The organism is Myroides sp. 1354 (assembly GCF_030324495.1).
In the GTDB taxonomy this organism is placed as follows: Bacteria; Bacteroidota; Bacteroidia; order Flavobacteriales; family Flavobacteriaceae; genus Flavobacterium.
In genome coordinates this window covers 84,594-97,953 of the sequence record NZ_JACAGN010000002.1, presented here as the reverse complement: position 1 = coordinate 97,953, position 13,360 = coordinate 84,594, and the positions used below count along the sequence as shown (strand labels likewise).

13 protein-coding genes and 3 tRNA genes are annotated in these 13,360 nt (G+C 36.1%); 15 read left to right on the top strand and 1 reads right to left on the bottom strand.

Features of this window, described 5'->3' with window-relative positions; translation table 11 throughout:
• Window positions 1-61 precede the first annotated feature (61 nt).
• From HX004_RS03355 to HX004_RS03340, 4 genes are read left to right on the top strand one after another with little or no spacing between them, the layout of a single operon-like run.
• Window positions 62-1,351: a DUF2851 family protein gene (locus HX004_RS03355; RefSeq protein ID WP_286440889.1), complete on the top strand. Its 1,290-nt coding sequence runs from the start codon at window positions 62-64 to the stop codon at window positions 1,349-1,351.
• Window positions 1,352-1,378: 27 nt separating this feature from the next.
• Window positions 1,379-1,600 (top strand): PspC domain-containing protein, encoded by a 222-nt coding sequence (locus HX004_RS03350; protein ID WP_286440888.1) that lies wholly within the window; start codon window positions 1,379-1,381, stop codon window positions 1,598-1,600.
• 53 nt (window positions 1,601-1,653) lie between these two features.
• Window positions 1,654-2,556: a ComEA family DNA-binding protein gene (locus tag HX004_RS03345; RefSeq protein WP_286440887.1), complete on the top strand. Its 903-nt coding sequence runs from the start codon at window positions 1,654-1,656 to the stop codon at window positions 2,554-2,556.
• An 11-nt stretch (window positions 2,557-2,567) separates the two neighbouring features.
• Complete coding sequence (locus tag HX004_RS03340) at window positions 2,568-3,710, top strand: acyl-CoA dehydrogenase family protein (RefSeq protein WP_286440886.1); 1,143 nt, start codon at window positions 2,568-2,570, stop codon at window positions 3,708-3,710.
• Between the two features lie 311 nt (window positions 3,711-4,021).
• Here the strand turns inward: HX004_RS03340 and HX004_RS03335 are convergent, their stop codons facing one another.
• Entirely contained in the window at window positions 4,022-5,185 is a 1,164-nt protein-coding gene (locus HX004_RS03335; protein WP_286440885.1) for a dicarboxylate/amino acid:cation symporter, read from the bottom strand.
• A 197-nt stretch (window positions 5,186-5,382) separates the two neighbouring features.
• On the opposite strand from HX004_RS03335, the gene HX004_RS03330 reads away from it, so the two are divergent.
• From HX004_RS03330 to tuf, 11 genes are all read left to right on the top strand, one after another.
• Window positions 5,383-7,518, top strand: a complete 2,136-nt coding sequence (locus HX004_RS03330) for a TonB-dependent receptor (RefSeq protein WP_286440884.1) — start codon at window positions 5,383-5,385, stop codon at window positions 7,516-7,518.
• 80 nt (window positions 7,519-7,598) lie between these two features.
• Entirely contained in the window at window positions 7,599-8,219 is a 621-nt protein-coding gene (locus HX004_RS03325; protein ID WP_286440883.1) for a hypothetical protein, read from the top strand.
• Between the two features lie 49 nt (window positions 8,220-8,268).
• Entirely contained in the window at window positions 8,269-9,354 is a 1,086-nt protein-coding gene (locus HX004_RS03320; protein ID WP_286440882.1) for a sensor histidine kinase, read from the top strand.
• Entirely contained in the window at window positions 9,351-10,097 is a 747-nt protein-coding gene (locus HX004_RS03315) for a LytR/AlgR family response regulator transcription factor (RefSeq protein WP_286440881.1), read from the top strand. The genes HX004_RS03320 and HX004_RS03315 overlap by 4 nt, the downstream gene beginning before the upstream one ends.
• A gap of 158 nt (window positions 10,098-10,255) precedes the next feature.
• On the top strand, window positions 10,256-10,450 hold the full coding sequence (rpsU, locus tag HX004_RS03310; RefSeq protein ID WP_158962435.1) for a 30S ribosomal protein S21: 195 nt from the start codon (window positions 10,256-10,258) through the stop codon (window positions 10,448-10,450).
• Window positions 10,451-10,518: 68 nt separating this feature from the next.
• A complete protein-coding gene (locus HX004_RS03305; RefSeq protein ID WP_286440880.1) occupies window positions 10,519-11,418 on the top strand; it encodes a tyrosine-type recombinase/integrase in 900 nt (299 codons plus the stop codon).
• A 22-nt stretch (window positions 11,419-11,440) separates the two neighbouring features.
• The gene (gene hpf, locus HX004_RS03300; RefSeq protein ID WP_002987573.1) at window positions 11,441-11,740 is read left to right on the top strand and encodes a ribosome hibernation-promoting factor, HPF/YfiA family; all 300 of its coding nucleotides are present in this window, start codon (window positions 11,441-11,443) and stop codon (window positions 11,738-11,740) included.
• Between the two features lie 93 nt (window positions 11,741-11,833).
• Window positions 11,834-11,907: transfer RNA gene (locus tag HX004_RS03295), tRNA-Thr, on the top strand.
• A 31-nt stretch (window positions 11,908-11,938) separates the two neighbouring features.
• Window positions 11,939-12,019: transfer RNA gene (locus HX004_RS03290), tRNA-Tyr, on the top strand.
• A 23-nt stretch (window positions 12,020-12,042) separates the two neighbouring features.
• Window positions 12,043-12,114: transfer RNA gene (locus HX004_RS03285), tRNA-Thr, on the top strand.
• Window positions 12,115-12,172: 58 nt separating this feature from the next.
• On the top strand, window positions 12,173-13,360 hold the full coding sequence (gene tuf / locus HX004_RS03280) for an elongation factor Tu (RefSeq protein WP_286440879.1): 1,188 nt from the start codon (window positions 12,173-12,175) through the stop codon (window positions 13,358-13,360).

Sequence of the window (13,360 nt, the reverse complement as noted above, 5' to 3'; positions counted from 1 at the left end):
TGCAAATTGTTCTTTGGTTAGATTTTTGTTGTTGTTCTTGACAGACCAATAAAATGAGATTATGAAAGAAGCTTTTGTTCAATATGTTTGGGAGAAGCAGTTATTTGTTACACCGTTTTTGCAAACGGAACAGAAGCAAGAAATTAAAGTTCTTCATCCAGGGCAATGGTCCACTTTAGCGGGACCTGATTTTTTTAATGCGCAAGTGTCCATTGATGGACAAGTATGGGCGGGAAATATTGAGGTACACCTCCAATCCTCGGATTGGTATCGGCATCATCATGAACGAGATGTTCGATATGATAATGTGATCTTACACGTTGTTTGGGAATATGATACGCCCGTGTTTAATTCCCAAGGAGTAGAAATTCCTACTTTGGTTGTGTCTCCCTACATACAACCTGATGTATTGACGCAAACACAACGGTTATTCGCACCCAAATCAACTATTAACTGTCAAACGCTTTTAAAAGATAGTTTATCTCCTATTGGCTGGTACAAGTGGAAGGAGACTTTATACGTGGAACGCTTAGAAGACAAAGCCATCCAAGTTCAATTGTTTTTGGAAGAAACAAAGGGAGATTGGAATCAAGTCTTGTGGTGTATGTTAGCGAAAAGTTTTGGGTTGAATATCAATGGAGAGGTTTTTTTTTCTCTTGCAAAAGCATTGCCAATTCAGATTTTATTAAAAGAGGGAGGAGAATTATCCAATATAGAAGCCTTACTTTTTGGAATGGCGGGGTTCCTCAATGCAGAACAATCAGAACTACTCGATCGTTATTATTGGGATTTAGTCCAACGATGGCAATTGTATCAGCACAAATATCAATTACAAGAACGCAAGGTTCAAGAATTGCATTTCTTTAAACTTCGTCCAATTAATTTCCCTACCATTCGATTGGCTCAATTGGCCTGGTGGTTTTACCATCAAAAATACAGGTTTGCAACTTTGCTTCAACTACAAGATGTTGTCGATTTAAAGCAAATACTCCAAGCCGATGTCAGCGAGTATTGGCAGGTGCATTATACGTTTGGAAAGGAAGGAAAACGCAGTTCAAAAAAATTGTCGAATGCTTTTCAAGAGCTGTTGTTATTAAATACGATTATACCCATTCAATATGTATTCGCTAAGCACAAAGGAAGTTTTGATGAGATGGATCGCATTGTCGAAATGAGTACCAAGCTCCAAGTGGAATCCAATGCAATTACGGCTTTGTTTCAAAAAGAAGAGGTGCTGTTAGAACATGCGTTTGACTCCCAAGCAATCATTCAATTGAATAAAAAATATTGTGTCAGGAATAAATGTTTGTCTTGTGCCGTTGGTTTGGCAATTTTAAATAAAAAGAACTAAATTTGTATTACTACAAAGAATTAGAAGATGATAAACAATTTGCGTTATTTTTTAGAGAAGCACGGATTCAAAGTTTCTACTCGTTTAGGAGATCGCTTGGGAATTCGCGTAACGAATATTCGCCTTTTTTTTATTTATCTCTCTTTTTTTACTTTAGGGCTGGCTTTTGCTCTTTACTTAACTTTGGCTTTTGTTGTGCGATTAAAAGATTTAGTCTACACTAAACGCAGTTCGGTTTTTGATTTATAAGCGAGTGAAGTACATCCAATCTTTGTAACGTAATACACTTGTTTACATGTTGTATGAATTGGAAGAAACACTTTTATCACTGGTATTACTATACCCAATCCCAAAAACGCGGTTTTATAGCTTTCTTAGTTGTTGTTTTTTTGTTGCAAGGGACGCTGTATCTATATTATCACCGTCAACCCATTACTAGAAAGGAATATGCCATAGGTGTAGAGGAACAGCAACGCATCCAAATTGAAATTGATCGTTTGCGCTTGTTGAATGCTTCAAAAAAGGATACAATTTATCCGTTCAATCCAAACTACCTTACCGATTACAAAGGTTATCTTCTCGAATTAACACCAGAAGAAATAGACCGCTTACTCGCTTATCGAGCCATGAATCAGTATGTTAATTCCAATCGAGAATTTCAACAAGTTACAGCTGTTTCCGACGAATGGATGGAGAAGTATAGTGTTTATTTTGTATTTGCAAGTCGACCCCAGAGAGCAGAAAAACAGCGGTATTCACAGTCCAAGTTAACTCTGTCTTCGGAGAATACACAAGCGAAGGCTGTGCGAGATATTAATCTCGCAACCGCTGAATCTCTACAAGAAATTTATGGAATTGGTCCCGTATTATCCAAACGCATTTTAGATGATCGAAACAAGTGGGGAGGTTATGTTCACATCGATCAAGTGAAGTTTGTGTATGGCTTGTCTGAAGAAGTAATAGCTTCGCTCTTAAAGCAATATGCGGTTCTTACCCCCTTGAAAGTAAATCAAATTGACTTGAACAATGCGGGGATTGATGATTTGAAAAATATACCTTATTTGAATTATTATCTCGCAAGGGAGCTTGTTAAATACAGAAGTTTACACGGAGATTTCGTTAATAAAGAACAATTAAGAGAAATTGAAAAAATTCCACTTGACAAGATTCACATAATTAGTTTATATTTGGAAATTAGGAATTAAATTAAACAACCATGAATTTTGAATACAATGAAACTCAAGCAATGATTGCTGAGTCTATTAGAGATTTTGCAGAACAAAATATTCGCCCCTATATTATGGAATGGGATGAAGCACAAATTTTTCCAGTTGATTTATTTAAGAAATTAGGAGAAATGGGATATATGGGAGTGCTTGTTCCAGAAGAATACGGAGGATCAGGACTGAACTATCATGAATATATTACAATTGTAGAAGAAATATCAAAAGTAGATTCGTCCATTGGTTTATCTGTTGCAGCTCATAATTCACTATGTACAAATCACATTTTGACATTTGGTAATGAAGAGCAAAAGAAAAAATGGTTGCCAAAATTAGCTACAGCAGAGTGGATCGGTGCTTGGGGATTAACAGAACACAACACAGGATCTGATGCTGGAGGAATGAATACAACAGCGGTAAAAGATGGAGATTATTGGGTGTTAAATGGAGCGAAAAACTTTATTACACATGCAATTTCTGGAAATGTAGCCGTTGTAATTGCTCGTACAGGAGAAAAAGGAGATTCACGTGGTATGACAGCTTTCGTTATCGAAAAAGGGACACCAGGATTCTCAAGTGGTAGAAAAGAAAATAAATTGGGAATGCGCGCTTCAGAAACAGCAGAGTTAATCTTTGATAACTGTCGCGTTTCAGATGCAAACCGTTTAGGTGAAGTAGGAGAAGGATTTATCCAAGCAATGAAAGTATTGGATGGTGGTCGTATCTCCATTGGAGCTTTATCTTTAGGAATTGCTAAAGGAGCTTATGAAGCAGCATTGAAATACTCAAAAGAAAGAGTGCAGTTTGGAAAACCAATCAGTGATTTCCAAGCAATCGGATTTAAATTAGCAGATATGGCTACAGAAATCGAAGCATCTGAATTGTTGTTACACAAAGCAGCTTTCTTGAAAAACAACAATAAACCCATGACTAAATTAGGAGCAATGGCTAAAATGTACGCTTCTGAAGTTTGTGTAAAGGTTTCTACTGATGCAATCCAAATCCACGGTGGATACGGATATACCAAAGATTTTCCAGTTGAGAAATTCTTCCGTGACTCAAAATTGTGTACAATCGGAGAAGGAACAACAGAAATTCAAAAATTAGTTATTTCGAGAAACATCTTAAAAGAATAGTTTCTTAACGATAAATCTAAAAAAAGGTCAGCCCAATAAAGGCTGACCTTTTTATTTTTTCTATTTCTTATAAAGAAATGACAGGTCATCAGGCAGATTGCCATCTGTTTCTACTTTTTTCAATTTCTCTTTCTTATAAAAAAAATGACAAGTCATCAGGCAGATTGCCATCTGTTTCTACTTTTTTCAATTTCTCTTTCTTATAAAAAAAATGACAGGTCATCAGGCAGATTGCCATCTGCTTCTACTTTTTTCAATTTCTCTTTCTAATAAAAAAAATGACAGGTCATCAGGCAGATTGCCATCTGCCTCTACTTGATTGTATTTTCATTAAATCTCGTGACCATTAAGCTTAAAGCTCCATCACCGGTAATATTACACGCTGTGCCGAAACTGTCTTGTAAAGCAAATATGGTCAACGTTAATGCAATTCCCGCATCGTCAAAACCAAGCACCGAGGTTATAATCCCCAAAGAAGCCATTACGGTTCCTCCTGGCACCCCAGGAGCGCCAACAGCAAAAATTCCCAGTAGCAATACAAAGATAATTAGTGTTCCAAGATCTGGTAAAGAACCATAAAGAACTTGTGAAACCGTCATGACAAAAAACACTTCCGTTAGTACCGAACCGCACAAGTGAATATTCGAGAAAAAGGGGATTGTAAAATTGGTAATGGAAGGGTTGAGTACCTTGCTTTTGTGAGCCGAATGAAGTGCTACACCTAAAGTAGCAGCAGAAGACATGGTTCCAACTGCTGTTAAATAAGCAGGGCCATAGTGTTTTAAAACTTCCCATGGATTCTTTTTGCTGTAAATTCCCGCAATTGTATACAATACCGCTAGCCAAACAAAGTGGGCTACAATGACGATTAAAATAACCGTTAAGAATACCGGTAGTTGCGATTGGATTGATCCTTCATAACTCAATAACGCAAAATTACTCATGATGTAAAAAGGAAGGATGGGAATCAATACGCGATTGACCAATAGTAAGACAATATCTTTAAATTGATCAAAGGCTTTTTCTAAAGGTTTTGCATCTGTCCACAATATTCCAATGCCAATCATCAATGCTAAAGTAAGTGCTGTCATAACACCGAAGACAGGCGGTATATCTAACTTAAATAACATTTCGGGTATTTCTTTTAAGTTATTGGCTGAATTTGAAATCTCTAGTCTAGGTATTAATTCATATCCTAAAGTCGAGCTAAAAAAACCAGCACCAATGCTCGATAAATAAGCAATTAATACGGAGAAACTAATAATCTTAACCGAATCTTTGTTGAGTTTGGTAATAGAAGAAACCACAAAACCCAAAATGATTAAAGGAACTAAGAACAGAATGAGCTGACCTAAAATATGACGTGTAGATAGAATGATTTGTAAAAGGGTATCATTTAGATATCTACCTATAAAAAGACCGATAATTACACCAAGTAATAAGCGAAAAATAGTGTTATTGAGTATTTTTTTCATAGACAATTGTTTATATAGAATTAAAGGTAAAAATAAAAAGCGTGACTTGTTTTTACCCTATCAGAAAAGTAAAATACCATATAGATGGTAGATGTCTGTTATTTTACCATTCGCGCATGGAAATTTACCATTCACACACTCCTTTTTGATGTAGTCAAAATCCTAAACTATGTTTGGATTCTAATTCAAAATAAAAGATGATTAAAACACTGTTTGGTTTGTTGCTAACATTGGGATGGTTTACTTTACAAGCGCAACATGTACGCCTATCGGGAATTGTGCTCAACAAAAAGAATAAACCGATAGAGCAGGTTAATGTTTACCTTGAAGGAAGCTTTGAAGGAGCATTATCTGATGCACAAGGTTATTTTTCATTTGAGGTTGAAGACAGTTTGGTAACGGGAGTTTTAAAATTTAAACACCCCAATTATCTGACTCTTACAGTACCCATTGTTGTCAAATCTACTGTTGTTCATCAGTTTGTAATGCAAGAAGGTGAAGAGTCATTGAAGGAAATTGTAATTCAAGCAAATGGAGTAAAAAATAGACGTCAGAATGAATCTTTGACTTTTACTGCTATGGATGTTGTAAGTACAGCGGGAAGTCCAGGTAATATTATAGGAGCATTGAGTACAATGCCTGGTGCTCAAGTTAATGGAGAGGATGGAAGGTTATTGATTCGAGGAGGAAAGGCAGATGAGAGCGGCATATATGTTAACGGTAATCGCGTGACTCAACCTTATACCGCTGCGGTTGGTAATATGCCAGTTCGTTCAAAATTTAACCCTTTTCTTTTTAAAGGGATGTCTTTTTCAGCAGGAGGATATAGTGCAGAATTCGGTGATGCTTTGTCTGGAATTTTGCAGCTTGATATAGCAGAAGATATAGATCCTACTCGTAAAGATGCATCGATATCAACCGTCGGAATGAGTTTTGGTGAAACACGTCAATGGAATAAAAACTCGTTATCCTATCATTTAAACTACCTGAATTTAGGGGCTTATACGGCTGTGGTCAAACAGCGTTATCGCACTAAAAAACCATTTTCAACAAGTTCAGGTGAAGTAGTCTATAAACGAGAAGTAAATAAAGGGGGATATGTACTTTATGCGGCAGCAGATTATACGACAATGGCGTATGAACAAGAGGTGAAACCCAGTTATCGCGTGGATACGCTTTCTTTGCGAACCAATACTTTAGAAGTAAATAGTTTGTATTTCAAAAAAATGACACCCTTTATGCGCATAGATATAGGAACTGGAATAGGGTATTTGAAATACAAAGGAGAACAAAATAATCAAACCCTCAATCGGGAATATTGGAGTTTGAATCAAAAAATAAAACTATCCTATCAATGGAGTGGGATTTTGCAATCTTTTGGAGGAGTTGAGGTGCAGTTGGCACAAGTTGACTTAGTTCAAGCAAGGGAAAAGTATGAGCAACATCAACAGGCTAAAGCCAATCAATTTGCTCTTTTTTTTGAAAATCAATGGCGTGTCACTCCTGATTTAACATGGAGAGCTGGTGTGCGAATGAATAAGTCATCCACAATAGCTAATGCAGTATTGGAGCCACGGAGCTTATTGACTTATCAGATCAATTCGAAACAACAAATTTCTTTTTCTTATGGGATATTTCATCAAACCTTGAATTTAGAACAAGGGCGTTATAGTCAACAAGAAGATTGGATGCGAGCCCATCACTATATTCTAAATTACACTTATATAGTAAGAAAACGAATGTTGAGGGCAGAGGTTTTTTATAAGGAATACGATAAGCTGTTATTGTCCTCTAATACCGGAAAGACTCCCTATACCCAAGAGGGTACCGGTTATGTAAAAGGACTTGATCTTTTTTGGAAAGACAATACCACATTTAAGAATTTCAATTATTGGATTACCTATACGTATTTGGACACGAAGAGAAAAGAAATGAAACAATGGAATGAGGTACAACCTTCCTATGTGGTCAAACACAATATGGCTATTGTAACTAAATATTGGGTAGATGCATGGAAATCTCAGCTTAGTATGACCTATAACTATAGTTCACCTCGTCTTTTTTATGAAAAAACGGAGCATGATACCGCACGTTATAAAAGTAGTCCAATACACAATGTAAGCATGAGTTGGGCTTATGTACTTCAGGCGCAAAAGATACTGTTTGTGTCTGTGGATAATCTTTTAGGACGCAATCCTACTTACGCTTATCAATTCAATGCCCAAGGAGAGCGTCCAGATTTAATTCAGGCATCTGCAAAGCGATTTATTTATATTGGTTTTATGTGGACTATTAGTTCCGATAAGAAGTCAAATCAACTCAATAATTTATAACATAACCGTATTGCTTCAACAAGGAGGTGAACTTTTTGTTGGCAATATTTAAAATTAGTTTACATCTAAAATTTATTTTCATGAAAAAGGTATTAATTTTAATTTTTAGTATTTGCAGTGTATTGGTTTTCGGTCAGGCGAATTACGAAAAAGGAATGCAAAAAGCCATGCAGGAATGGCAGCAGGGAAACAATAAAGAAGCTTTGGCAATTTTAGAGCGAATCTCCGATGCAAATACGGAGAACTGGATTCCGGCATATTATCAGGTGCTTATTCGAATAACACAAGGATTTCAAAATCCACAGGACGAAATAGTAGAACATGTAGTGCAAAATAACCGTCTAATCATTGAACGATGGTTAACTGAAGGGGGAGAGGAGTGGTATGTGTTGCAAGGTATGAATGAAACATTGGACTTGATGACGGATCCTGTGAATAAAGGAATGAAACAAAGTGGAATCATCATTCAATCGTATGAAAAGGCACTGAAATTAAATCCAAATAATCCCAGAGGATGTTATAGTTTAGCTAGTTTTTATTTGAGTAGTTCAAAATTTATGAAAGTGGATGTAGACTATGCGATGCGTTTGTTAAATCAGTCCTTGGTTTTGTTTGATCAACAAACAAGTGAAGTTCCTTTTTATCCTTCTTGGGGTAAAGAATGGGCGTTGAAAACACAAGCATTATTTGCAAATCAATAGAAGATATGGGGGTACAGAGAAAATCGCTGTTTAGAATAAAAAAAAACGTATGAAAATCAACTGGTATAGACATCTAATTTTAGCTGTTAATTTTGGAATAGTGAGTAGTTTATCTACTTCTTACTATTTCTATACGAAGACAAAACAAGTAACGGAGGCTTCTTTTTCAGACTACCTTTTTTCAAAAAATGCGATGCTTTCTTTTTTAATTACCTTGTCTATTTATGGAGCTAATGTTTTAACTAGTTTACTCCTTAGTTATTTTCTCGATAGAAGAGAGCAGAAAACACAAGTTCCATTGAGTAGAAAGCTAAGAAATATTTTGTTTTTTGCGAATGGATTGTGCGTATCGGTATTGTCTTACTATTTCTTTTTAAGCGTTCTGCTCTGGATTTTTTATCAAATGCCTTTTCAATCATTTTATTCAGGAAAGAACCTGCACCTTAGTGATTTCTTAGGGGTGTTACTTATTAGTTTCTTTATTATAATGATTGTATTTGTTTTTTCCTATAATGATCAATTGAGAGTATTAGAACTAAAAAACAAAGAAATGGAAATTGCTTTGCAAAAGAGTCAAATTGCACATATGAAGGAACAGCTTTCTCCTCATTTTTTGTTTAATAATCTCAATGTACTTATCAGTACTATTCAGGAGGATCCTGTAAAAGCAGAACAATTTGCTCGTTCTTTTTCTAAAATTTATCGCTATGTCTTAGAGCGGCTGGATGATTCTTCTTGTGCGTTAGCAGAAGAGGTTGCTTTTATTCGAGATTACATTTATCTTCTCAATGTCAGATACGATCAGGCGATTGATTTTCAAATTGACGATGCAATCACTCCATGGGAGGAGGTTCAAATTCCAACGTTGAGTTTGCAGTTGCTTATTGAAAATGTAGTCAAGCACAATACAATTCCTTCTCAAGGTAAACTTGTAGTAGTTTTAAGTGTGGAGGATGGAAATTTAGTGATGAGAAATGAAAAATATGGTAAACCAAAACTCGAATATTCAACGAAGTTGGGGTTGAAAAATTTATCAAAGCGCTGCCAGCTCTTATTGCAAAAAGAAATTGAAATAGAAGATGAGGTAGATTACTTTAGTGTAAAAATTCCATTATTTAGCCAATATAAAGTATGAATATAGTTATTATAGAAGACGAAAAGCCAGCAGCAAGATTATTAATGCGAGAGTTGGAAAAGTTGGGTTTTGGTGTACAACATATACTGCATTCGGTTGGTGAAGCTATTCCTTGGTTTCTTCAAAATGAACAACCAGATTTAATATTTGCTGATATACAGCTGACGGATGGATTATCGCTGGAAATCTTTGAACAAATTGAATTAAAGCACAGCGCTATTATTTTTGTGACGAGTTTTGATCATTATGCAATTAAAGCATTTAAATTGAATAGTATTGATTATTTGCTGAAGCCTATTGACGCCATAGAACTGCTAGGAGCTATAACTAAATTTAAAAAGCAACATAACAAAATAGGGCAACAGGTTGAAATGTTGAAGCACTCCTTACAAAGTCCAAGCTTTCCAAAGCGAATGATTGTTAAGTTGGGGATGCAACTCAAAGTGGTCTTAGTGGATGAGGTTGTGTGTTTTTATAGAGAAGATCGAGGAGTGTATATAACAACGATACATGGAAAGACTCATTTATTAGATGAACCATCCATAGAAGCCGTTTTAAAAATGGTAGATCCCGCTAAGTTTTTTCGAGTTAATCGATATCAGGTAGTAGGGATTGATTATATTGAAAAAATTATTCAATTGTCAACCTCTCGTCTAAAATTAGTGTTGTTAAACTATTGTGATGAAGTAATTGTCAGTAGAGAACGAGTAGGTGATTTCAAATTGTGGTTAGGAGCAAATTAGCGATTCATGTTGTGGATTTGGATTGTATTTGAAGGAGTTAATTAACAAGAGATGAAAGAATGCGTATAGAAAAAAAAGAAGAAAAATCTATTTTTTGTTGTGTTGTATAAAAAAAGCATTACTTTTGCATCACCAAATGAGAGGAGGTGTATGAAAACATGTTGATCATTCCAATTAAAGACGGAGAAAATATTGATAGAGCACTAAAGCGCTACAAAAGAAAATTTGACAGAACAGGTACGTTACGTCAATTAAGATCTCGTCAGCACTTTACAAAACCGTCAGTTTTAAAAAGAGACAAAATGCAAAAAGCTGCATATATCCAAGGATTAAGAGATTCAGTAGAAATCTAGACTTAAACATTGGGTTAAATCATAAAGCCGTTGTAATAAAGTATTATCTTTGTTACAACGGTTTTTTTATGGATAAAAATTTAGCAAAATTTCTAGAGTACTTAGAGAAAGAGAAAAATTATTCGACTCATACGATTGAGGCATATCAACACGATATTGCTTCTTTCTTAGTTTTTGCAGAAGAGGCAGAACAGGATTATCTGATGATTAAATACGAGGGGGTGCGTTTGTGGATTGTTGCTTTGATGGAGGGGAATATCAGTAAGCGTTCAATTAATAGAAAGATGAGTGCGCTTAAAGCCTTTTATAAATTTTTGATGAAAGTAGGTGAGGTGGAGGTTAGTCCACTGCAGCAACATAAAACGCTGAAAGTTGAAAAGAAGTTGCAATTGCCCTTTTCGGTGGCAGAAGTTGATGCTGTTCGATTGTCGTTGGAAGAGCAAGAGGGATTTGATGCATTGAGAGACTTGGTAATTGTGGAAATGTTGTATTGTTTAGGGTTGAGAAGAAGTGAACTATGTGGTGTACAGCTGGCTGATGTGGATTTTTATACTCGCATGATCCGCATCACGGGAAAGGGAAATAAGGTTCGTTATGTTCCTTTGATTGAGCATTTAGTTGTGCTTTTAAAACGGTATATGACAGAACGTGAGATTGTTTTGAGGGATGTTCAGAAAATTAACGATTTTTTAATAGATAGTAAGGGCACTAAAGTTGATGAAATATTTGTTTATCGAATGATTAATTTATATTTTAGTAAGACAACAACAAAGGAGAAAAATAGTCCTCATATGTTGAGGCATGCTTTTGCTACGCATCTGTTAGAAAATGGTGCGGATATCAATTCAATTAAAGAGTTGATGGGGCATCAAAGTCTAGCTTCAACGGAAGTATATGCTCATGTAAATTTGAAAGAATTGAAAGATACCTATAGGAGGACGCATCCGAGGTTGAAGAAAAAAAGTTAGAAAACCTTAAAAACAGGAAGTTATGAAAGTAAACATTCAAGCCGTTAATTTTAACGTGGATCGTAAGTTAGTAGATTTTATCAATGAAAGAATGCTAAAAGTAGGTAAGTTTTACGATAAAGTGATTTCTGTTGACGTATTTTTGAAAGTAGAAAATACCAATGAGAAAGAAAATAAAACAGTTGAGGTGAAATTATTAGTTCCAGGAGACGATATTGTAGCGAAAAAAACGTGTAAAACTTTTGAAGAGGGAGTTGATTTAGGAGCTGATGCGATAGAACGCATGGTTGTGAAGTATAAAGAGAAAATGAAAGCACATTAATGGAAAAAAATCAGTAAATTGTTTTTTTTAATCAATAAAATATATACATTTGCAGTCCGTTAGAAATAGCGGACTTTTTCTATTGAGTGAAATGCCGGTGTAGCTCAGCTGGCTAGAGCAGCTGATTTGTAATCAGCAGGTCGTGGGTTCGAGTCCCTCCATCGGCTCAAAGAAAAAGACATCAAACACAAGGTTTGAGGGGAGATACTCAAGCGGCCAACGAGGACGGACTGTAAATCCGTTGGGAAACCTTCGCAGGTTCGAATCCTGCTCTCCCCACGACTAAATATAAAAATACACAAGCCGGTGTAGCTCAGGGGTAGAGTGCTTCCTTGGTAAGGAAGAGGTCACGGGTTCAAATCCCGTCATTGGCTCAGGTTTTTTTATTATATTTGAACACTAATTATATAACTAAGATTAAATTATTAGATCATGGCAAAGGAAACTTTTGATCGTTCGAAACCGCACTTAAACATCGGTACTATCGGACACGTTGACCACGGTAAAACTACTACTACTGCTGCTATTACTAAAGTTTTAGCTGACGCAGGATTCTCAGAAGCTCGTTCATTTGATTCAATTGATAATGCTCCAGAAGAAAAAGAGCGTGGTATTACAATTAATACTTCTCACGTAGAGTACCAAACTAAAAACCGTCACTATGCACACGTTGACTGTCCAGGTCACGCGGATTACGTGAAAAACATGGTTACTGGTGCTGCTCAAATGGATGGTGCTATCTTAGTAGTTGCTGCTACTGATGGACCAATGCCACAAACTCGTGAGCACATCTTATTAGGACGCCAAGTAGGTATTCCTAGAATCGTTGTTTTCTTAAACAAAGTTGACTTAGTAGATGACGCTGAGTTATTAGAGCTTGTTGAAATGGAAGTTAGAGATTTATTATCTTTCTACCAATACGACGGTGATAATGGACCAGTTGTTCAAGGTTCTGCTTTAGGAGCTTTAAACGGAGAGCAAAAATGGGTTGATGCATTATTACAATTAATGGATGAAGTTGATGCTTGGATCGAAGAGCCAGTACGTGACAACGAAAAACCATTCTTAATGCCAGTAGAAGACGTATTTACAATTACAGGACGTGGAACTGTTGCTACAGGACGTATCGAAACTGGAGTTGCTAATACAGGAGATGCTGTTGAAATCATCGGTATGGGAGCTGACAAATTAACTTCTACTATTACAGGAGTTGAGATGTTCCGTAAAATCTTAGACCGTGGAGAAGCTGGAGATAACGTAGGTTTATTATTGAGAGGTATTGACAAAACTGATATCCGTCGTGGTATGGTTATTTGTAAGCCAGGTTCAGTAAAACCACACGCTAGATTCAAAGCTGAGGTTTATATCTTGAAAAAAGAAGAAGGTGGACGTCACACTCCATTCCATAACAACTACCGTCCTCAATTCTACGTTCGTACAACTGACGTAACTGGAACAATCCAATTACCAGAAGGAACTGAGATGGTTATGCCTGGAGATAACTTAACTATCACTGTTGAGTTGTTAAGCCCAATCGCTTTATCAGTAGGTTTACGTTTCGCTATCCGTGAAGGTGGTAGAACAGTAGGTGCTGGTCAGGTAACTGAAATTTTAGACTAA

Coding starts and splice junctions, on each gene's coding strand:
- HX004_RS03305 (WP_286440880.1), top strand. CDS start 10,519: ATGGATAAAAATTTAGCAAAATTTCTAGAGTACTTAGAGAAAGAGAAA.
- HX004_RS03340 (WP_286440886.1), top strand. CDS start 2,568: ATGAATTTTGAATACAATGAAACTCAAGCAATGATTGCTGAGTCTATT.
- HX004_RS03320 (WP_286440882.1), top strand. CDS start 8,269: ATGAAAATCAACTGGTATAGACATCTAATTTTAGCTGTTAATTTTGGA.
- HX004_RS03315 (WP_286440881.1), top strand. CDS start 9,351: ATGAATATAGTTATTATAGAAGACGAAAAGCCAGCAGCAAGATTATTA.
- rpsU (WP_158962435.1), top strand. CDS start 10,256: ATGTTGATCATTCCAATTAAAGACGGAGAAAATATTGATAGAGCACTA.
- HX004_RS03350 (WP_286440888.1), top strand. CDS start 1,379: ATGATAAACAATTTGCGTTATTTTTTAGAGAAGCACGGATTCAAAGTT.
- hpf (WP_002987573.1), top strand. CDS start 11,441: ATGAAAGTAAACATTCAAGCCGTTAATTTTAACGTGGATCGTAAGTTA.
- tuf (WP_286440879.1), top strand. CDS start 12,173: ATGGCAAAGGAAACTTTTGATCGTTCGAAACCGCACTTAAACATCGGT.
- HX004_RS03330 (WP_286440884.1), top strand. CDS start 5,383: ATGATTAAAACACTGTTTGGTTTGTTGCTAACATTGGGATGGTTTACT.
- HX004_RS03325 (WP_286440883.1), top strand. CDS start 7,599: ATGAAAAAGGTATTAATTTTAATTTTTAGTATTTGCAGTGTATTGGTT.
- HX004_RS03355 (WP_286440889.1), top strand. CDS start 62: ATGAAAGAAGCTTTTGTTCAATATGTTTGGGAGAAGCAGTTATTTGTT.
- HX004_RS03345 (WP_286440887.1), top strand. CDS start 1,654: ATGAATTGGAAGAAACACTTTTATCACTGGTATTACTATACCCAATCC.
- HX004_RS03335 (WP_286440885.1), bottom strand. CDS start 5,185: ATGAAAAAAATACTCAATAACACTATTTTTCGCTTATTACTTGGTGTA.